Source organism: Kribbella kalugense, from assembly GCF_004365875.1.
Taxonomy (GTDB): domain Bacteria; phylum Actinomycetota; class Actinomycetes; order Propionibacteriales; family Kribbellaceae; genus Kribbella; species Kribbella kalugense.
The window spans coordinates 1-17,258 of sequence record NZ_SODF01000003.1; the positions used below are offsets into that span (position 1 = coordinate 1).

General features: G+C 67.9%; 21 protein-coding genes. 6 read left to right on the top strand and 15 right to left on the bottom strand.

What is annotated here, in order from left to right:
- Positions 1 to 210: 210 nt before the first annotated feature.
- Entirely contained in the window at positions 211 to 1,530 is a 1,320-nt protein-coding gene (locus EV650_RS41195) for a PEP/pyruvate-binding domain-containing protein (protein WP_134122779.1), read from the bottom strand.
- A 58-nt stretch (positions 1,531 to 1,588) separates the two neighbouring features.
- On the opposite strand from EV650_RS41195, the gene EV650_RS31275 reads away from it, so the two are divergent.
- A complete protein-coding gene (locus EV650_RS31275; RefSeq protein WP_134122780.1) occupies positions 1,589 to 1,960 on the top strand; it encodes a DNA-binding protein in 372 nt (123 codons plus the stop codon).
- Positions 1,957 to 2,559 (top strand): transcriptional regulator, encoded by a 603-nt coding sequence (locus EV650_RS31280; RefSeq protein WP_134122781.1) that lies wholly within the window; start codon positions 1,957 to 1,959, stop codon positions 2,557 to 2,559. Before EV650_RS31275 ends, EV650_RS31280 begins: the two co-directional genes overlap by 4 nt.
- On the opposite strand, the gene EV650_RS31285 is transcribed toward EV650_RS31280, so the two are convergent.
- The 4 genes from EV650_RS31285 to EV650_RS31300 are packed head-to-tail and all read right to left on the bottom strand — an operon-like array spanning position 2,556 to position 5,350.
- Complete coding sequence (locus EV650_RS31285; protein WP_134122782.1) at positions 2,556 to 3,146, bottom strand: ASCH domain-containing protein; 591 nt, start codon at positions 3,144 to 3,146, stop codon at positions 2,556 to 2,558. The two genes, EV650_RS31280 and EV650_RS31285, sit on opposite strands and share 4 nt — an antisense overlap.
- A 2-nt stretch (positions 3,147 to 3,148) precedes the next feature.
- Complete coding sequence (rdgB, locus tag EV650_RS31290) at positions 3,149 to 3,754, bottom strand: RdgB/HAM1 family non-canonical purine NTP pyrophosphatase (RefSeq protein ID WP_134122783.1); 606 nt, start codon at positions 3,752 to 3,754, stop codon at positions 3,149 to 3,151.
- A complete protein-coding gene (gene rph / locus EV650_RS31295; RefSeq protein WP_134122784.1) occupies positions 3,751 to 4,467 on the bottom strand; it encodes a ribonuclease PH in 717 nt (238 codons plus the stop codon). Before rph ends, rdgB begins: the two co-directional genes overlap by 4 nt.
- 10 nt (positions 4,468 to 4,477) lie before the next feature.
- Positions 4,478 to 5,350, bottom strand: coding sequence for an SGNH/GDSL hydrolase family protein (locus EV650_RS31300; protein WP_134122785.1), 873 nt, complete (start codon positions 5,348 to 5,350; stop codon positions 4,478 to 4,480).
- Positions 5,351 to 5,495: 145 nt separating this feature from the next.
- Between EV650_RS31300 and EV650_RS31305 the strand changes: the two genes are divergently transcribed.
- Together EV650_RS31305 and EV650_RS31310 are read left to right on the top strand one after the other, a co-directional pair.
- Positions 5,496 to 6,668 (top strand): Gfo/Idh/MocA family protein, encoded by a 1,173-nt coding sequence (locus tag EV650_RS31305; RefSeq protein WP_134122786.1) that lies wholly within the window; start codon positions 5,496 to 5,498, stop codon positions 6,666 to 6,668.
- A gap of 160 nt (positions 6,669 to 6,828) precedes the next feature.
- On the top strand, positions 6,829 to 7,629 hold the full coding sequence (locus EV650_RS31310; RefSeq protein ID WP_134122787.1) for an SAM hydroxide adenosyltransferase: 801 nt from the start codon (positions 6,829 to 6,831) through the stop codon (positions 7,627 to 7,629).
- Between the two features lie 5 nt (positions 7,630 to 7,634).
- Here the strand turns inward: EV650_RS31310 and EV650_RS31315 are convergent, their stop codons facing one another.
- The 3 genes from EV650_RS31315 to EV650_RS31325 all read right to left on the bottom strand — a co-directional run bounded on the left by EV650_RS31315 (position 7,635) and on the right by EV650_RS31325 (position 10,502).
- Entirely contained in the window at positions 7,635 to 8,219 is a 585-nt protein-coding gene (locus tag EV650_RS31315) for an acyl-CoA-like ligand-binding transcription factor (protein WP_134122788.1), read from the bottom strand.
- The gene (locus EV650_RS31320; RefSeq protein WP_202875129.1) at positions 8,216 to 9,730 is read right to left on the bottom strand and encodes a DHA2 family efflux MFS transporter permease subunit; all 1,515 of its coding nucleotides are present in this window, start codon (positions 9,728 to 9,730) and stop codon (positions 8,216 to 8,218) included. The genes EV650_RS31315 and EV650_RS31320 overlap by 4 nt, the downstream gene beginning before the upstream one ends.
- A gap of 61 nt (positions 9,731 to 9,791) precedes the next feature.
- On the bottom strand, positions 9,792 to 10,502 hold the full coding sequence (locus EV650_RS31325) for a TetR/AcrR family transcriptional regulator C-terminal domain-containing protein (RefSeq protein WP_134122789.1): 711 nt from the start codon (positions 10,500 to 10,502) through the stop codon (positions 9,792 to 9,794).
- Positions 10,503 to 10,576: 74 nt separating this feature from the next.
- Here EV650_RS31325 and EV650_RS31330 point away from each other — a divergent pair, with 74 nt between their 5' ends.
- Positions 10,577 to 11,413 carry an alpha/beta fold hydrolase gene (locus EV650_RS31330; protein ID WP_134122790.1) on the top strand — a complete coding sequence of 279 codons (837 nt, stop codon included), beginning with the start codon at positions 10,577 to 10,579 and terminating at the stop codon, positions 11,411 to 11,413.
- On the opposite strand, the gene EV650_RS31335 is transcribed toward EV650_RS31330, so the two are convergent.
- The 3 genes from EV650_RS31335 to murI all read right to left on the bottom strand — a co-directional run bounded on the left by EV650_RS31335 (position 11,393) and on the right by murI (position 13,907).
- A complete protein-coding gene (locus EV650_RS31335) occupies positions 11,393 to 12,241 on the bottom strand; it encodes an alpha/beta fold hydrolase (RefSeq protein WP_166678356.1) in 849 nt (282 codons plus the stop codon). The genes EV650_RS31330 and EV650_RS31335 overlap by 21 nt on opposite strands.
- Positions 12,222 to 12,968: an MBL fold metallo-hydrolase gene (locus EV650_RS31340; RefSeq protein WP_134122792.1), complete on the bottom strand. Its 747-nt coding sequence runs from the start codon at positions 12,966 to 12,968 to the stop codon at positions 12,222 to 12,224. Before EV650_RS31340 ends, EV650_RS31335 begins: the two co-directional genes overlap by 20 nt.
- A gap of 135 nt (positions 12,969 to 13,103) precedes the next feature.
- Positions 13,104 to 13,907 (bottom strand): glutamate racemase, encoded by an 804-nt coding sequence (gene murI / locus EV650_RS31345; protein WP_134122793.1) that lies wholly within the window; start codon positions 13,905 to 13,907, stop codon positions 13,104 to 13,106.
- 231 nt (positions 13,908 to 14,138) lie between these two features.
- On the opposite strand from murI, the gene EV650_RS31350 reads away from it, so the two are divergent.
- Entirely contained in the window at positions 14,139 to 14,432 is a 294-nt protein-coding gene (locus EV650_RS31350) for a hypothetical protein (RefSeq protein ID WP_238174596.1), read from the top strand.
- 87 nt (positions 14,433 to 14,519) lie between these two features.
- Here the strand turns inward: EV650_RS31350 and EV650_RS31355 are convergent, their stop codons facing one another.
- The 4 genes from EV650_RS31355 to EV650_RS31370 all read right to left on the bottom strand — a co-directional run bounded on the left by EV650_RS31355 (position 14,520) and on the right by EV650_RS31370 (position 17,257).
- The gene (locus EV650_RS31355; protein ID WP_134122795.1) at positions 14,520 to 15,467 is read right to left on the bottom strand and encodes a PLP-dependent cysteine synthase family protein; all 948 of its coding nucleotides are present in this window, start codon (positions 15,465 to 15,467) and stop codon (positions 14,520 to 14,522) included.
- Between the two features lie 2 nt (positions 15,468 to 15,469).
- Positions 15,470 to 15,748: a MoaD/ThiS family protein gene (locus tag EV650_RS31360; RefSeq protein WP_134122796.1), complete on the bottom strand. Its 279-nt coding sequence runs from the start codon at positions 15,746 to 15,748 to the stop codon at positions 15,470 to 15,472.
- A gap of 1 nt (position 15,749) precedes the next feature.
- Positions 15,750 to 16,208: a M67 family metallopeptidase gene (locus EV650_RS31365; RefSeq protein WP_134122797.1), complete on the bottom strand. Its 459-nt coding sequence runs from the start codon at positions 16,206 to 16,208 to the stop codon at positions 15,750 to 15,752.
- 71 nt (positions 16,209 to 16,279) lie between these two features.
- Complete coding sequence (locus EV650_RS31370; RefSeq protein WP_134122798.1) at positions 16,280 to 17,257, bottom strand: aldo/keto reductase; 978 nt, start codon at positions 17,255 to 17,257, stop codon at positions 16,280 to 16,282.
- Between the last annotated feature and the right edge of the window lies 1 nt (position 17,258).

The window sequence follows — 17,258 nt, forward strand, 5'->3', positions numbered from 1 at the left end:
GTGTGTGTCAAGTGTCGAAGATCCCGCAGGGACGCCGAAGGCGCACTTGACTCACACCGCCACGACTAGCACCCTCACGCAGCCCGGAGACGCAATCACACCCCATCCAAAGGCCCCACCGCACCACAGCAGACCCGAAGGCCCACGCGCTACAGCAACCCGAAGGCCCGGCGAACCGCAGTACTTCCAGAACCCGCTCGACCAGAGTCCCTATCCCTCCGGTCTGTGGATGGTTCCGGTGGAGCCGTTCATTGTGATGGGGGTGTCGTTGGGGAGGTCGGTTGTGGCGTTGGGTACGGCGACTATTGCGGGGATGCCGCGTTCGCGGGCGACGATGGCGGCGTGCGACAGGATCCCGCCGGTCTCGGTGATGACGCCGGCCGCGATCCCGAGAAGAGGCGTCCAGGCCGGGTCGGTGAAGCGGCACACGAGGATGTCGCCGGGACGAACCCGACCGAAGTCGGCCGGCCCGAGAACGATTCTGACGGGACCGCTCGCCGTACCGTGGCTGGCCGGTGCGCCGGTCAGGACTCGGCCACGAAGACCGCCAACAACGGGCTGACCAGCGCTGCCGGGGACGCCGCTTCGGAGACCGCTGGCGGCGGCCTGACCGACACTGGCCGGGACGCCGCTTCGGAGACTGCTAGCGGCGGGCTGACCGGCGCTGCTGGGTGACGCGGTTGGGGGTTGGGCGGTGATTGGGCGGGACTGTAGGAGCCAGAGGTGGTCTGCGGTGAGCGCCCACTCGATGTCCTGGGCGTTGCCTAGGACGGCGGTGACCTCTTGGCCGAGTTGCGCCAGGCGTGTGGCGGTTGCATCGGTGAGGGTGGCTTGAGTACGCCGGCTGGTGGGTACGGCGTGTGATCCGTGGCGGTCGAGCGACGTTGGCTTGTCCGCGATCGTGCGGGTGACGGAGCCGTCCGCGGTGACCCAGTACCGGTCGGGAGTCACTCGACCCTCGACGACGCTTGGCCCGAGCCCCCAGGACGCCTCGATGACCGTCGTACCGGTGGCATCGGCGGGTGTGAACATGACCCCGGATACCTCGGAATCCACCTGGCGCTGGACGATCACGGCCATCGACGCGTCACCACCTGAGGCGTCCCGGTAGGCGGTCGCGCGGTCGGACCAGAGGGACGCCCAGCAGGCACGTACGGCGGCCTCGACCGCCGCGACCCCTTGTACTCCGAGGAAGCTGTCGTGCTGCCCAGCAGCCGATGCGGAAGCGGTGTCCTCGTTCGCAGCCGACGATCGCACTGCAACGACCGGATCGCCGACGCTGTCGAGCCACCGCCCCAGTTCCTCAGTCAACTCGACGCTCTCGAGCCGGCTCAGGTCCTCAGTCAGCACCTTCGGTGGGCGGTGTTCGCCGCGCGCGACTCGGCGGGCGAGGAGCGGGTGAGCGTCGTGCGTCGGGAACGGTACGACGACTCCCTCGGGGACCGGGAGGTTGGCTCGGATCAGGGCGCCGAGTGCGGCGGCCTTGCCGCCGCATAGGTCTGCGGTCGCTGCCGCTAGCGGCACCAGCATGCGATCCTCCTATCAACACAACGTTGACAACAAAACGTTGATGATCCACTGTATGCGGATGCGACGCAAGCAAGACGCGAATCAGGCCCAGGCCGAGCGTCAGCACGAGGCCCGTGAGCAACTTCTCGACCGAGGCGCGAAGGACCTGGCCCGGCGACCGTGGCGGCCGGCGCCGATCCCGTTGTCGGCGGTGGATCTCACTCAGTTCGCGGTCTGGCGATCCGCAGACCTGACCAACGACGACCTGCTGGCCGCGCTCGTGCTGTTGCCGGCCGCGCGAGCCGAGGTCGAGGAGGTCGAGTCCGGCCTGCTGTTCCTGGCCAGGAGTTCGGGGCTGACCTGGGCGGAGATGGCCGACGCGATGGGGTTCAGCTCTCCGCAGGCCTGTCAGCAGCGGTTCAACCGGCTGACTTCCCGGCACGACTCATGATGCTCCTCGTGCTGCACGCCGTACGGCTGAAGGGATTCGCCGACACCACGGCGATCGCTGAGCGTTTCAACCTCCAGCAAGGACAAACGGAGGAAGCGTTGCACGACGCCGAGGCCCGAGGATGGACGACCTACACCGAGTTCGCAGGTACGGCGGGATGGTCGCTGACCGAGAGCGGTCGCGCGGAGAACGAGCGCCTGCTCGCACAAGAGCTCGACAACACCGACGTCGTCCGCAAGGTGTACGACGACTTCCTGCCGCTCAACACCCTTCTGCAACAGGCCTGCACCGACTGGCAACTGCGGCCGGTCGGTGCGGATCCGTTGGCAGCAAATGATCACACTGACGCTGCCTGGGATGCCGGGGTGTTGCATGAACTCAAGGTGATCGAGCGGGCGCTCGGAAGCATCGCGCGGCGGTTGACAGCGGTGCTGCCGCGGTTCGGCGGGTATGACCTGCGGTTCTCACGGGCGCTCACCAACGCCACCGCAGGCGAGTCAGCCTGGGTCGACCGCAGCGAGGTCGACTCCTGCCACCGCGTCTGGTTCGAGCTCCACGAAGACCTGCTCGCCACCCTCAACCTGCACCGCGGCGACTAGTTGCCTATGGCATCCAGATAGGCAGCACCTCGGGGCGTGAGCCGGTAGCCGACCTCGAGACTGTAGGTCAGACCAAGGTTCTTCAGCTTGCGGACATCCAACTTGAACGGCGCGGTCTGACGCCCCACGGACGCGGCGAGATCGCCCGCCCGGGTGGCGGGACTGGTCTGGATGAGCCGGAGAGTCTCGGTTGTCCACGAGCCGTGGTGGCTGGAGTTGTCGAAGGCGGCCAGCCGGGCGCGGAGGTCGGCCAGGTCAGCCTCGCTGAGCTCGGTCTGCGCGGCCAGCTGCTCGCGCGGATCCGGCTCGTCGACCAGGTGGAAGCGGATCAGGAACGTCGGCATCGAATCGTCGCCACGGAGCCGGCGCCGTACGTCCTTGGCGTTCTGGCGGTCGGCGAGGGCGACGTCGGCGTCGGTGTCCGCGATCAGCTCGGGGTTGACCTCGCGGATGCTCTCGATCTCGATCCGGCCCGCGTTCGTGCGGTAGATCCGCCCCTCGACCACTCGCGACTCGGCCCATCGCCGATACGCCACGGTGATCTTTCCGTCCGCGACCCCGTCGCGATCCGATCCGGCAAACAACATGACTAACTCCCCAACGCCTTCGCCACCATCGGCGCCAGGGTGCGAAGTGCCTTGCCCCGGTGGCTGATGGCGTCTTTTTCTTCGATCGACAGTTCGGCCGTGGTGCGGTCGTACCCCTCGGCCTGGAACAGTACGTCGTACCCGAATCCGCCGGTGCCACGCAACGAGCGGATCACCGACCCGCGCATCTCGCCGATCACGATCTCGTCCTCGGCATCCGGCCGTACGAACGCCACCGCAGCCACGAACGACGCACCGCGCCGCTCGTCCGGCACGTCCTCCAGCTGGCCGAGCAGCAGCACGTTGTTGGCGTGGTTGTCCTTCGCCGGCCCGGACCAGCGCGCCGACAGCACGCCCGGCATCCCGTTCAGCGCGTCGACGCAGATCCCGCTGTCGTCCGCGATCGACGGCAGCCCGGTCGCGGCCAGCGCGGCGTGCGCCTTCAGCAGCGCGTTCCCCTCGAACGTCGGCTCCGTCTCGGCCGGTTCGTCGTACGCCGGTACGTCGCCGAGCCCGAGCACCTCGATCCCGGGCACGATCGGGGTCAGGATCCGCCGCAGCTCCTCGAGCTTCTTCTTGTTGTTCGATGCCAGTAAGACTCGACTCACGCCAGCGCCTCCTGCTGCAGCTTCGCGAGGTCGGCGCAGCCGGAAATACCCAGCTCCAGCAGGCTGTCCAGCTCGGTGCGGTCGAACGGCGCGCCCTCAGCCGTGCCCTGCACCTCGATGAACTTCCCGTCGCCGGTGATCACCAGGTTCATGTCCGTCTCGGCCCGGACGTCCTCCTCGTAGCAGAGGTCGAGCATCGGCGTCCCGTCGATGATCCCGACCGAGACCGCGGACACCGTCCCGGTCAGCGGCTCGCTCTTCAGCAGCTTCCGCTCCCGCAGGAACGACACCGCGTCCGCCAACGCGACGTACGCGCCGGTGATCGCCGCCGTCCGGGTGCCACCATCGGCCTGCAGTACGTCGCAGTCGAGCACGATCGTGTTCTCGCCGAGCGCCTTGTAGTCGATCACGGCCCGCAGCGAGCGCCCGATCAGCCGGGAGATCTCGTGGGTCCGGCCACCGATCTTGCCCTTGACCGACTCCCGGTCCGAGCGGGTGTTGGTCGCCCGCGGCAGCATCGCGTACTCCGCGCTGACCCAGCCGAGCCCGCTGCCCTTGCGCCAGCGCGGCACGCCCTCGGTCACGCTCGCCGCGCACAGCACCCGGGTCCGCCCGAACTCGACCAGCACCGAGCCCTCGGCGTGGTCGAGCCAGTTCCTGGTGATCGTCACCGGGCGGAGCTGGTCAGTGGTACGTCCATCGATACGGGCCATGAATCAGACCCTATGCCTCCAGACGCTGCACCTCCGCATTGGACGACGGCGGAAGAGCGATAGGCGAGGGCGGCAAGGCGAGCGGTCCGGACGGCCGGACCTGCGTGACCGCCATCCGCGCTGCCCACGGCAGCAGGTCGTTGGCCCGGCGCCCGACCCACGGGATGCCTTCCTTGACCAGCCAGACCGCGTCGGCCCACTTGCCCGGCGACCGATAGGCACAGTCCAGCTCCGGCCGTACGTCGATCCGCACGCCACGGATCGCCAGTTCGTCGGCGAACGCGCGGGCGAGCGTGCGATGCCCGCGCTCCCCCGGGTGCAACCGGTCGATGCTCCAGAAGTCCCGCCGGTACACCTCCGGGTAGTCGGCCATGTCCAGCCGGATCCCGCCGTACCGCGCGTGCAGGTCGTCGTACGCGACGTTGACCTGCTCGATCCGCTGCCACAGCGGCCGCCGCAGCCATCTCGGCAGGCCGAACACCTTGCCGTGGTCGTGGAACCGGACCGTCAGCAGCAGCGCGCCCCGAGCGGTCAACTGCTCCGCACAGAACTGCAGGTGCTCACGGATCCGGCCGGCGTCGAAGGTCGACCGCAGGGTGTCGTTCACCCCGACGATCAGCGAGGCGATGTCGATCGGACCGTCACCGGTCTCGGGCAGTTGCTCGGTCGCGACGATCGGCACGGTGGCGCCGCTGGTCGCGAAATTGGAGAACGTCACACGGTGGGAGCTGGCCAGGGAGTCGGCGAGCAGCGAGGCCCAGCCCCGCCACCCCTCGCCCGGGCGCGCACCGGCACCGGACAGGTCGGTTGTACTGCTGCCGTTCATCGGGTCCCCGACACCTACGGTGGTCGAGTCCCCCAGTGCCACGTAGTGGAGGCTCACATTCCGCCATGGTGGGCGCACGGAGCGAGACTGTGATGTTCGGCGGATGACGAGTGGGGCAACGTCATGTCAAAGGCAGGTGATTGAGGATCAGAACTGCTCGGAGTTAGGCTACTGGAAACAACTATGCGCAGGAGTGCCTGGTATGAGTGATCTTCGGTTTGGCGTGGTCGGACTTGGTGCCCGGAGTCGGATCGCGAAGTACGCACACCGTCCTGGTGAAGGGTCGGAGGTCGTGGCCTTCGCCGACCCGGCCGCGGGCCAGCGGGACGCCACCCTCGAGCTGTACCCGCAGGCGACGGGGTACGCCGATCACACCGAGCTCCTCGACCAGAAGCTGGACGGGGTGTTCCTGACCACGCCGGACGACCTGCACGAGGGGCCGGCGATCGACTTCCTCGCCGCCGGGGTCAACGTGTTCGTGGAGAAGCCGCTGGCGATCACCACCGAGGGCTGCGACCGGGTCCTGCAGGCGGCGTACGACTCCGGCGCCCGGCTGTACGTCGGCCACAACATGCGGCACATGCCCGTCGTCCTGACCATGCGCAAGCTGATCCAGGACGGTGCGATCGGCGACGTGAAGGCGATCTGGTGCCGGCACTTCGTCGGCCACGGCGGCGACTTCTACTTCAAGGACTGGCACGCCGACCGGAGCCGGACCACCGGACTGCTGCTGCAGAAGGGTGCCCACGACCTCGACGTGATGCACTGGCTGGCCGGCGGCTACACGACCCGGGTCAACGCGATGGGTGCGCTCACGCTGTACGGCGGGATCACCGACCGGCTGGACCGGTCGGGCCAGCGGTTCGGCGACTTCGTCTCGGAGCAGAACTGGCCGCCGCTGGAGCAGAAGGGCCTGGCGCCGGTGATGGACGTCGAGGACCTGTCGATGGCGAATCTCCTGCTGGACAACGGGGTCTTCATGACCTACGAGCAGTGCCACTACACGCCGGACTACTGGCGCAACTACACGGTGATCGGCACCCACGGCCGGCTGGAGAACTTCGGCGACACCGCCGGCGGTGTGGTGAAGGTCTGGAACAGCCGCCGTTCCGGGTACCGCGAGGACGCCGACCAGGTCGTCGAGATCGCCGGCGAGACCGAGCACCACGGCGGCGCGGACCCGCACCTGGTGGCCGAGTTCGTGAACTTCGTCCGCGACGGTGGTCTGACGCTCACTTCCCCGGTCGCCGCCCGGGCCGCGGTGGCCGCCGGCTACGCCGCAACCCAGTCCCTGCGCGCGAACGGCGTACCGCAGGACATCCCAGCCCTTGACCCGACCTTGGTGAGGTATTTCGACAATGGCCAGGTGCGCTGAGTGCTATCCTCCACGTCGTGACCTGGTACGCCGCACTGCGAATGCTGAGCCCTCGATGCGGAGGACTCTAGCGGCGTAGGCACGTGTGCTTGCAGCGAGAGGCCCCCGATGTCGGGGGCCTCTTTCGTTTCCACAGACTGCAACCCACACGGAGCTTGATATGTACCCGATCACCTACATCACCGACTGTTTCGACGGCAACGCCCGGGCCAGACTCAGCACCCGGATCGGCGCCCTGTTCGGCCAGTCGCCGACCATCGTCGCCGCCGACGGACCCGATCCGGAGACGTTCGCCGCACTGACCCTGCTCGACTGTCTGCTCGCCACCTCGGCGCTCGGCGAGGACGGCCATCCGACCATCACATTGCTCAACATCGCGCCCCGCGACGGCGTCTGGCCGAACGGCGTCCCGTTCGGCTACTTCTGGTACGGCGAGCACCTGGTCGCGACCACCTTCAACGCCCGCGTCCTGTCCCTGGTACGGCGTGAGCTCGGGATCGACCGGGTCTACGTCACGGACATCCGCGAGGCCGTGACCGCGGCCGGATTCCCGCCGGCCGAGATCGACAAGATCGCCGGCACCCAGTTCCGCAGCCTGTGGTACCTGCCGCTGCTGGCCAAGTGGGTCGCCGACGGGCGGACCGTCCCCGCGGTCGAAACCGCCGTACCCGAGCTCGACGACGAGGACCCGGTCGTTGCCGTCGTCGACAACTTCGGCAACTGCAAACTCGACCGCGACCTCGGGCTCGCCCCCGGCGATGTCGTGACGGTTGCCCAGAGCAAGGACGTGACCTGCTACCCGCACCTGACCGCCGTGCCGCGGAACTCCCCCGGCATCATCCCGGGCAGCTCCGGCACCGGCTTCACCGAGCTCGTCATCCGCGGCGGCTCGGCAGCCTCGGCGTTCGGCTTGCAGCCTGGCGATCCGGTGTCGGTATCGGTCGCAGAGAAGGTGGCCTGAGGCGACTACGGTTCCAGCGGGAGCCCTGCGAGTTGGTCGAAGGCGAGGTCCATGGTTGCGAGGTACTTCGGGAGCGTGTCGTCGACATCCAGGTGCTGGTACGTCGCCATGACGACGCCGACGACCGCTCCGGCCCAGGCGCGGACGGCGATGTCCTCGGGGGAACGACCGGTCCGTTCGGCGGCCAGGCCGGCGAGCAGGTCGATGCCTTCGTACAGTTGGTCGAGCATGCGGGCCCGCAGCTCGGGGGCGTTCATCACCAACTGCTGGCGTTCGGACTCCAGCACCCACTCGGCCTCGGAGAGGGTGTCCATGCTTTGCCGGATCGCTCCCCGGAGGGCCTCGGTCGGACTCAGCTCGGGCGGCTGACTCCGGAACAGTTCGATCAGCACCGGGTCGAGCCGGTCGAAGACGATGGTGTCCTCTTTGGTCGCGAAGTACCGGAAGAACGTTGCCGGCGACACCTCGGCCGCGGCCGCGATCTCCTGGACCGTCGTCGCGGCGTACCCCTGCTTCCGGAACAACCGCAGCGCATGCTCCTGGATCGCCGCCCGGGTCTTCGCCTTCTTCCGCTCCCGCAAACCACTCATACGCCGATTGTGGCAACTTTCTCCTGGCTGGCGTCGGCGGCGCGGGTACGGCGGGGCAGGAAAGCCAGCGCGAGCACGATCGACACCACCGCGAGCCCGCTGCACACCCACAACGTCACGTCCATCCCGTTGACGAACGCCGCCCGAGCGGAGCGCACGAGTCCGGGCGAACCGATCGCGACCGCCGCCGACGCACTGTCGCGAGCCGCAGCCGCCGCTGCGGGCGGCAGTCCGCTGACGTCCAGGTGGTTCCGGTACGCCGCATTGAGCACCGTCCCGAGGATCGCGACCCCGAGCGTGCCACCGACCTGACGCGAGGCCTGGATCAGCGCGGACCCGGATCCACTGCGCTCGATCGGCAACGCGGCGAGCGCGAGCCCGTTCATCGGCGGCAGGGTGAACCCGATGCTCACACCGACCAGGCTGACCCAGATCGCCGTCACGCCGTACCCGTCGCCGACTCTCGTGAACGCACCGATCGCCAGCCCGATCAGCATCAACGAGAACCCGATCGCCACCGAGACCCGCGCCCCGGCCACCTCGACCAACCGCTCGGCAACCTTCGCGCCGATTAGCATCCCGCCGATGATCGGCAGCAACCGCAATCCGGCCTGGAACGCATCCGCACCCTGCACCGCCTGGAACAACTGCGGCAGCACGAACAGCAAGCCCACCAAGGCGAACGACGCCAACGTCGCGAGCACCGTCCCCCAGGTGAAGCCCGCCGACCGGAACAACTTCAAGTCGATCAACGGATCCGCCGCACGCCGTGCCCAGGCCCAGAACGCGACCAGGAAGACCACTCCACCCCCGATCCCGCCGAGCGCCCAGGCCGAGCCCCATCCATGCTCCCCGGCCGCGATGAACCCGTACGTCAGCGCGACCAACCCGGCCGCGGTGAGCAGGATCCCCGGTACGTCGATCCGCCGCGACCGGTGGCCGGCCGTCCGCGGGATCAGCAGGGCGACTGCAACTAGTCCGATTGCAACTAGTGGCAGGTTGATCAGGAAGATCGAACCCCAGCGGTAGTGGTCCAGCAGCCAGCCACCGAGCAGCGGGCCGAGCGGGATCCCGAGCGAGTTCGCCATCAGCCAGATCGTCATCGCGCGCTGGCGCTCTTCCGGGGCGAACAGGATGTTCAGCAACGACATCGACAGCGGAATCAGGAATGCCGAGCCGATCCCGAGCGCCGCCCGGGCCGCGATCAGCTGACCGGGCGAGTTCGCGAACGCACACGCCGCCGACGCCAGTCCGAACACCACCAGCGCGCCGAGCATCAGCCACTTCGGCCCGAACCGGTCGCCGAGCAGGCCGGCCGGAAGCAGCAGCGAGGCGAGCACCAGCGTGTACGCGTTCGCGAACCACTGGAGCTGACTGGTCGACGCGTTCAGATCGGTCGCGAGCGTCGGCAGCGCGACGTTCAGCACGGTCAGATCCAGCCCGATCACGATCAGGCTGATGGACATCGCACCCAGCGCCCACCACCGGCGCGGATCGAGCGAGACGGTCATGACGAATCACCTTTCTGAGATCAACTCTAATTTGAGAGTAAATCTCAGAATCACGATCTGTCTAGCTGCGATGCGCCGCCAGACCGTCCAGCACATGCCCGAGGCTCCGTTCGAAGAGCCGGTCGAACCGGTCGGCAGCATGTGGCGTCTCGGCCTCGAGCATCATCCGGCTCAGATGTGGATAGTCGCCGCTCCCGATCACCCGCTCGCCGTACTGCGCCTGTTTCGCCAGCCAGTCGGACATCGCCGCCTGGTCACCACGCGCCGCCTCGAGCTCAGCGATCTCCTCGAGGGCATGACCGCGAACGAAGGTCAGCAACGTGGCCGCCTGCGCCAGCACCTCGTCGGCATCCAGCCCCGGCACGTCGACCGCGGCGTACGTCGCTTCCAACCAGGCAAGGGTGTTCGGCCCGAGGACTGGCCTGGTCGCCGGCAGTCGAACGAGCCACGGATGACGCAGCATGAGCGCCCGCTGTTCGTGGGCGACCGCTGTCAGGTCGGCACGCCAGTCGCCCGTCGGGGCCGGCGGCCTGCCGTCACCCATGGCGTGATCGACCATCAGGTCGAAGAGTTCGTCCTTGCCATCGACGTACCGGTAGAGCGAGGTGGTGCCGGTGGCGAGCTCGGTCGCGATCCGCCGCATCGACACCGCCGTGAGCCCTTCGGCATCCGCGACCCGGACGGCGGCCGCGGCGATCTCGGCGCGACTGTGCGCCGGCCGGGGCCCGCGGGCGGCTCGCTCCGGTCGGAGCCAGATCGGTGGTCGGTCCATGGGCAGGAGTTTACTGCGCACGCTGTTCGCAGTACGGTTACTGCGAACAGTGTGCCCGGGTTTGGGGAGGACAGATGTACCGCAAGGGATCGGTGGTGTCGGCCGACGGCACGGTGATCGGTTATCGGCAGGTCGGGAGTGGGCCGGGCGTGATCCTGCTGCACGGTTCGATGCTGGCCGCGCAGAACTTCATGAAGCTGGCCTCGGCCCTCGATACGGACTTCACCGTCACCGTGCCCGACCGCCGAGGACGCGGGCTGAGCGGTCCCTATGGACCGGACTTCGGCATCGATCGCGAGGTCGAGGATCTGCAGGCTCTGCTCAAGGAGACCGGCGCAGCCAAGGTCTTCGGACTGAGCTCAGGGGCTTTGATCGGGCTGCGGACCGCGATGGTCACGCCGGCCATCGACCAGCTCGCCCTCTACGAACCACCGCTGTCGATCAACGGCTCCGTACCGCTCGAATGGGGGCAGCGCTACCGGCGCGAGCTCGCCGCCGGCCGATCAGGCGCTGCGCTGGCGACCGTGTTCAAAGGCCTCGGGGTCGATCCACTCTTCCGGGCCATCCCACGGTTTCTGCTCGTCCCGCTGCTGACTCTCGGCATGCGTTTCCAGTCGAAGGCCAACGGCGACGACGTGCCGATCCCCGACCTGATCCCGACGATGACAGGCGACCTTCGCATCCTCGAGCAGCTGGCGGACACCGGCAAGGAGTACGCGACCGTCGACGCCGACGTCCTGCTCCTCACGGGCTCCCGGAGTCCGGCGTACTTCGGGATCTCGCTGGACGAACTCACCGCAGTACTCCCGCACTCGACGCTCCGCACCCTCCCGAAACTCGACCACTCCGGTCCTGAAGACGACGGCGATCCGAGCACGGTGGGCGAAGTCCTACGCCCCTTCTTCGCCTGAGACCACGCGCCGAAGGAGGACTCTTACCGCTTCCGGATCCTCGCGCCAGGGCGAGTGGCCGGCGTTCGGGATCAGCTCGAAGGCGTGGTTCGGGGCGTGGTCGGCCAGCTCGCGGACTGCGGATGCCGGGCGGGGATCGCCCTCGCCATGGATGAAGGTGATCGGAGCTTGGATGGTCGCCGCGAGGCTTGCGACGTACCCATCGGGCCAGCCGTGCGTCTCCTTCGCTAGCGCGCGGTTGGCCGCGAAGTTGATCGGAAGGTCGACGGACGCGCTCTCGTACGCCCAGGCCATCGCCTGCTCGCGGTCGGCGTAATCGGTGAACCACGACAGCACGCGGAACTCGGTCTCCTCGGCCGGGGTCCGCGGCCGCCGTTCGGACAGGTCGTCGAGTCGCTCGCGCTGTTCCACGGTCATCCGGCGCTCCTGCTCCGCCTGACACGGCGTACGCCAGTCGCCGATCCCGACACCGTCCAGGTAAACGACTCCGGCCACCTGGTCGCCGTACGACGCGGCGTACATCAGCGCGAGCGAGGCGCCGAAGGAATGGCCGAGGACGACGATCCGCTCATGACCCCAGTACGCACGGAGTTCGTCGATGTCCTGGGCGAGACGGGCCATGGTCTGGGTGTCGGACGGATCCGAGCGGCCGCAACCGCGTTGGTCGAAGCGATGGACGACGGTGAGGTCGTCGATCATCTCCGCGAGTACGGCGTAGTCGTCCCACAAGCCCGGTCCACCGTGCAGGATCACGACCGCCGGCGCGGAGCTGGCAGAACCGGTGGTTGCGGTCCACAACCGAACGCCGTCAGATGTCGAAAACGGCATGCGGGGTAGCGATCTCGACCGGACCGGGGAAGGTACGACGGGCATTGTCGGCTTGCGTGACGCGGTCGTACCAGGGCGGGACGTGGGTGATGACCAGCTTCTTCACGCCGGCCCTCTTGGCGTGCTCGCCGGCGTCGGCCGGAGTCAGGTGCAGGTCGGTCGGGTTGTTCGGATCGTTGTCCGGAAGCGCCGCCTCGGACAGCAGGATGTCGGCGCCGCGAGCGAGCTCGATCAACGCGTCGTTCGGCCCGGTGTCGCCGGTGTAGACGAGCGACGTACCGCCGTGCTCGACCCGGATCGCGTATGCCGGCACCGGGTGCACCATCGGCGCGGTCCTGATCGTGAACGGCCCGACGGTCTGGACTTGCTGCCAGGCATAGAAGTCCAGCTGCTCCTCCATCCCCGGGTCGAGCGGCAGGTCGTAGGCCAGCGCCATCCGCGCGGACGTACCGGGCGGGCCGAAGACGGGGATCCGCGGAATCGGTGCGCCCGGCGCGTACTTCGCCGCGACGTACAGGCCGCACAGATCCATGCAGTGGTCAGGATGCAGGTGAGACAGGCCGATCGCCCCGATCTCCGGTACGGCGAGGTGCCGCTGGAGCGAACCGAGCGCACCACTGCCGAGATCGAGGATCAGGTTGAACCCCTCGGCCGTGACCAGATAACTCGAGGCGGCCGAGTCCGGCCCGGGCACAGACCCGGAGCAACCGATCACGGTGAGCTTCATACCTTGAACACTACCGGCGAGTTCCGTCACTCGCAGGACCACCGGACGCGTCGATCGGGTTGCTACACAGGCATTCCGCCGTCGACCGATGCCTCCGACAACGTCCCGGGATGCTCGGTGCGATCCAAGTCACACTCATCGGACCCACGCGAACTGATCGACGGACGAGAGCACCGGGCCGAGGAAGCGGGAGCCGATGGCCGCGAACTCGTCGGGGCTTCCGGTGGTGACGAAGCGGTGCTGCGGGGCCGGAAGGTTGTCCGGGCGGAGCAGGCCCGTCTTGGTCAGGACGCTGTAGACGTCCTTCGCGCATTCGTCGGCGCTGCTGACCAGCGTGACGTTGTCGCCCATCACGTACGAGATCACGCCGGTGAGCAGCGGATAGTGCGTGCAGCCGAGGATCAACGTGTCGACGCCGGCCTCGACCATCGGATCCAGGTACTCGTGCGCTGCCTCGATCAGCTCCGGCCCGGACGTCACGCCGGCCTCGACGAACGGCACGAACTTCGGGCACGCCTGCGTGAACAGCTCGATCTGCGGAGCGGCAGCGAAGCCGTCGTCGTAGGCAAGCGACTGTGCCGTTGCCTTGGTACAGATCACGCCGACGCGCTGATTCCGCGTCGCGGCAACCGCTCGCCGTGCGGCGGGCAGGATCACCTCGACGACAGGTACGTCGTACCGTTCGCGGGCGTCTCGCAGCATCGCGGCGCTCGCGGAGTTGCACGCGATCACGACCATCTTCACGCCGGCCTCGACCAGATGGTCCAGGCACTCGAGCGCGTACTCACGCACCTCGGCGATCGGTTTGGGACCATACGGCTGCCGCGCGGTGTCACCCAGATACAGGATCGGTTCGTGCGGCAACTGATCGAGTACCGCGCGGGCGACGGTGAGTCCCCCGAAGCCTGAGTCGAAGATCCCCACCGGTGCGTCAGTCACACCGAAGAGCTTATACAGGTCCACTTCCGGGCAGGTCCGAAGCCAGCCTTACCTAACTCCACCAACCGACACGCCGGGGTTATCCACATCTTTACGTTATGGAATTGCCTTTTCGCGTGATGCACGCCACTCTGGAGCGATGTTTGTTCGACCGCCCCTCGGAACGCCATGAACCTGGCGCACCACATCGCGGTGGTACTGGGCACCGCACCAACTCCACAGCCTGATCACGTGACCGCTGCAGGACAGGCGGCCAACCAGGCCACGGATTCCAACACGGGCACTGCCGCGGACGTGCTGACGGCCATCGGGCCGACCGGCATGCTGTTGCTGCTCCTGATCGCGGCGTTCGTTCTGTACGTCGTCTCACTGTCCCTGCACCCGAACGCGAAATGCGGCCGATGCAAGGGTGCCGGCCGGCACCACGGCAGCATTTTCAGCTACGCCCAACGCCCCTGCAGCAGCTGCAAGGGCCGCGGGATCCAGCCCCGGCTCGGCCGCAAGCTCTTCTTCAAAGAGTCCTAGCCGGAATCAGATTTAGGTGCCCAAGGCAACGACAGGCACTCGCCCGGACCGGCCTCCGCCCGCCGGCCCGGACCATCCCTTGCCGCCTCAGGCCCAGAGTTGGCCGTCGAGGCGATCCTCGGCCTCGTCGATCGTGCCTTCGTAGGCGCCGGTCGACAGGTACTTCCAGCCGCCGTCCGCGACCACGAACGCGATATCCGCGGTCTCGCCCTCACGCACGCACTTCGCGGCCTGACCGAGCGCCGCGTGCAGGATCGCGCCGGTCGAGATGCCGGCGAAGATGCCCTCGTTGTCGAGCAGCTCGCGAACCCGTCGTACGGCGTCCCGCGGTCCGACCGAGAACCGCGCGTCGATCAGCGTCGCGTCGTACAGCTCCGGGACGAAGCCCTCGTCGAGGTTGCGCAGGCCGTAGACGAGTTCGCCGTACCGCGGCTCGGCGGCGACGATCTTCACGTCCGGCTTGTGCTCCCGGAAGAACCGGCCGGCGCCCATCAACGTGCCGGTCGTGCCGAGTCCGGCGACGAAGTGGGTCACGGACGGGAGGTCGTCGAGGATCTCACGGGCGGTGCCGTCGTAGTGGGCGAGCGCGTTCGACGGGTTGCCGTACTGGTACAGCATCACCCAGTCGGGATGGTCCTCCGCGACCTGCTTCGCGACCCGGACGGCCTCGTTCGAACCGCCGGCCGCCGGCGAGGAGATGATCTCGGCGCCCCACATCCGCAGGATCTGGCGGCGCTCCTCGGAGGTGTTCTCCGGCATCACGCAGACCATCCGGTAGCCGCGCAGCTTGGCCGCCATCGCCAGCGAGATGCCGGTGTTGCCCGACGTCGGCTCCAGGATCGTGTTGCCCGGCCGGAGCCGGCCGTCCTTCTCGGCGTCCAGCAACATCCGCAGCGCGGCCCGGTCCTTGATCGAACCGGTCGGGTTGTGGTCCTCGAGCTTGGCCCAGAGGCGTACGTCGCCTGACGGCGAGAGCTTCGGCAGCCCGACCAGCGGCGTACCTCCGACCGAATCCAGCAGGCTGTCGAAGCGCATGATCAGCCGCCGGCGACCGCGGGCAGCACGACGACCACGTCGCCGTCCTTGATCCCGGTCTTCAGGCCGCCGGTGAACCGGACGTCCTCGTCGTTCACGTAGACGTTCACGAACCGGCGCAGTTCCTCCGGCTCGCCCTCCACGATGCGCTCCTTGAGGCCCGGGTGGGCGCCGTTCACGTTGTCGATGAACTCGGCCAGGGTCGCGCCGTCACCGTTGACCGCCTTCGCGCCACCGGTGTAGGTGCGCAGGATCGTCGGCACGCGCAGCTCGATCGCCATCTCAGTGCTCTCCTTCAGAGGTGTCTTCATAGGAACCAACGACGCGTACTTCTTCTTCCGTGACCTCGCCGTCGACGATCCGGTACGAGCGGAACTCGACCGGCCCGTCGTACGCCGGGGAGTCCGCACCGTCCCGCGTCGACACCAGCACGTAGTGCGCGCCGGGCTCCTGGGCCAGGTTGATGTCGGTCCGCGACGGGTACGCCTCGGTGGCAGTGTGCGAGTGGTAGATCACCACCGGCTCCTCGTCGCGCTCGTCCATCTCCTTGTACAGCTGGAACAGATCTCCGGAGTCGAACTCGTAGAACGTCGGCGACATGGCCGCATTCAGCATCGGCACGAACCGAGTCCCCCGATCCGACCCAGCCACCCCGGCAACCACGCCGCACGCCTCGTCCGGATGATCCTTCCGGGCATGCTCAACGATCGCGTCGTACGTCCCCTGTTCGATGACCAGCACAAGACCACGGTACGGCGACCGTGAGACCCACCCCGCCAACCCGGGACTCGGTCCACAATGCGGACAGAGCGTTACCAGCGGTCGTGGATCTGGGGGCGGATCAGGTCGTCGTAGGTGTCGCGGACGACCGCTAGCTGGTCGTTGGTCAGGGGTGGGAGGGTGGCGGCCGAGATGTTGCCGGTGACCTGGGCCGGGTTGCGGGCGCCGGGGATGACGACCGAGACGCCGGGCTGGTCGAGGATCCAGCGGAGGGCGAACTGGGCCATCGTGGTGCCGGCGGACAGGGCCGGGGTCAGGCGGCGTACGGCGTCCAGCCCGGTGGCGAAGTCGACGCCGGAGAAGGTCTCGCCCACGTCGAAGGCCTCGCCGTGGCGGTTGTAGGTCCGGTGGTCGTCAGCGGAGAACGTGGTGTGCTCGTCGTACTTGCCGGACAGCAGACCGCTCGCCAGCGGAACCCGGGCGATGATCCCGACGCCGGCCTCGCGCGCGGCGGGGAGCACCTCGTCGAGCGGCTTCAACCGGAACGCGTTCAGGATGATCTGCACCGAGGCGACGTTCGGCCGGGCGATCGCGGTGAGCGCTTCCGCACAGGTCTCCACGCTCACGCCGTACGCCGCGATCCGTCCCTCGTCGACCATCGAATCGAGCGCGTCAAAGACGGCATCGTTCGAGTAGACCGGCGTCGGCGGGCAGTGCAGCTGGACCAGGTCGATCGTGTCGACGCCAAGATTCTGGCGAGACCGGTCGTTCCAGGCCCGGAAGTTCTCCAGCGTGTAGTTCTCAGGCGCCTGATCAACCCGCCGACCCATCTTGGTCGCCACAGTCAGACCTTCATGCGACTTCAACACCTGCCCGACAAGCCGCTCACTCCGCCCATCGCCATACACGTCAGCGGTATCGATGAACGTGACCCCACCCTCGACAGCCGCCCGCAGTACGCCCAGCGCATCACTCTCGTCGACGTCACCCCAGTCCGCCCCCAACTGCCACGCACCAAGCCCAACCACACCAACATCCCGCCCAGTCCGCCCAAGCCGCCGAGTCTCCATG

Bases quoted from the DNA above. Each gene is read 5' to 3' on its own strand.
- EV650_RS31275 (WP_134122780.1), top strand. From the start codon at position 1,589: ATGCGACGCAAGCAAGACGCGAATCAGGCCCAGGCCGAGCGTCAGCAC.
- EV650_RS31305 (WP_134122786.1), top strand. From the start codon at position 5,496: ATGAGTGATCTTCGGTTTGGCGTGGTCGGACTTGGTGCCCGGAGTCGG.
- EV650_RS31330 (WP_134122790.1), top strand. From the start codon at position 10,577: ATGTACCGCAAGGGATCGGTGGTGTCGGCCGACGGCACGGTGATCGGT.
- EV650_RS31320 (WP_202875129.1), bottom strand. From the start codon at position 9,730: ATGACCGTCTCGCTCGATCCGCGCCGGTGGTGGGCGCTGGGTGCGATG.
- EV650_RS31315 (WP_134122788.1), bottom strand. From the start codon at position 8,219: ATGAGTGGTTTGCGGGAGCGGAAGAAGGCGAAGACCCGGGCGGCGATC.
- EV650_RS31285 (WP_134122782.1), bottom strand. From the start codon at position 3,146: ATGTTGTTTGCCGGATCGGATCGCGACGGGGTCGCGGACGGAAAGATC.
- EV650_RS31355 (WP_134122795.1), bottom strand. From the start codon at position 15,467: ATGCGCTTCGACAGCCTGCTGGATTCGGTCGGAGGTACGCCGCTGGTC.
- EV650_RS31280 (WP_134122781.1), top strand. From the start codon at position 1,957: ATGATGCTCCTCGTGCTGCACGCCGTACGGCTGAAGGGATTCGCCGAC.
- EV650_RS31325 (WP_134122789.1), bottom strand. From the start codon at position 10,502: ATGGACCGACCACCGATCTGGCTCCGACCGGAGCGAGCCGCCCGCGGG.
- EV650_RS31310 (WP_134122787.1), top strand. From the start codon at position 6,829: ATGTACCCGATCACCTACATCACCGACTGTTTCGACGGCAACGCCCGG.
- EV650_RS31360 (WP_134122796.1), bottom strand. From the start codon at position 15,748: ATGGCGATCGAGCTGCGCGTGCCGACGATCCTGCGCACCTACACCGGT.
- EV650_RS41195 (WP_134122779.1), bottom strand. From the start codon at position 1,530: ATGCTGGTGCCGCTAGCGGCAGCGACCGCAGACCTATGCGGCGGCAAG.
- rph (WP_134122784.1), bottom strand. From the start codon at position 4,467: ATGGCCCGTATCGATGGACGTACCACTGACCAGCTCCGCCCGGTGACG.
- EV650_RS31335 (WP_166678356.1), bottom strand. From the start codon at position 12,241: ATGCCGTTTTCGACATCTGACGGCGTTCGGTTGTGGACCGCAACCACC.
- EV650_RS31370 (WP_134122798.1), bottom strand. From the start codon at position 17,257: ATGGAGACTCGGCGGCTTGGGCGGACTGGGCGGGATGTTGGTGTGGTT.
- EV650_RS31340 (WP_134122792.1), bottom strand. From the start codon at position 12,968: ATGAAGCTCACCGTGATCGGTTGCTCCGGGTCTGTGCCCGGGCCGGAC.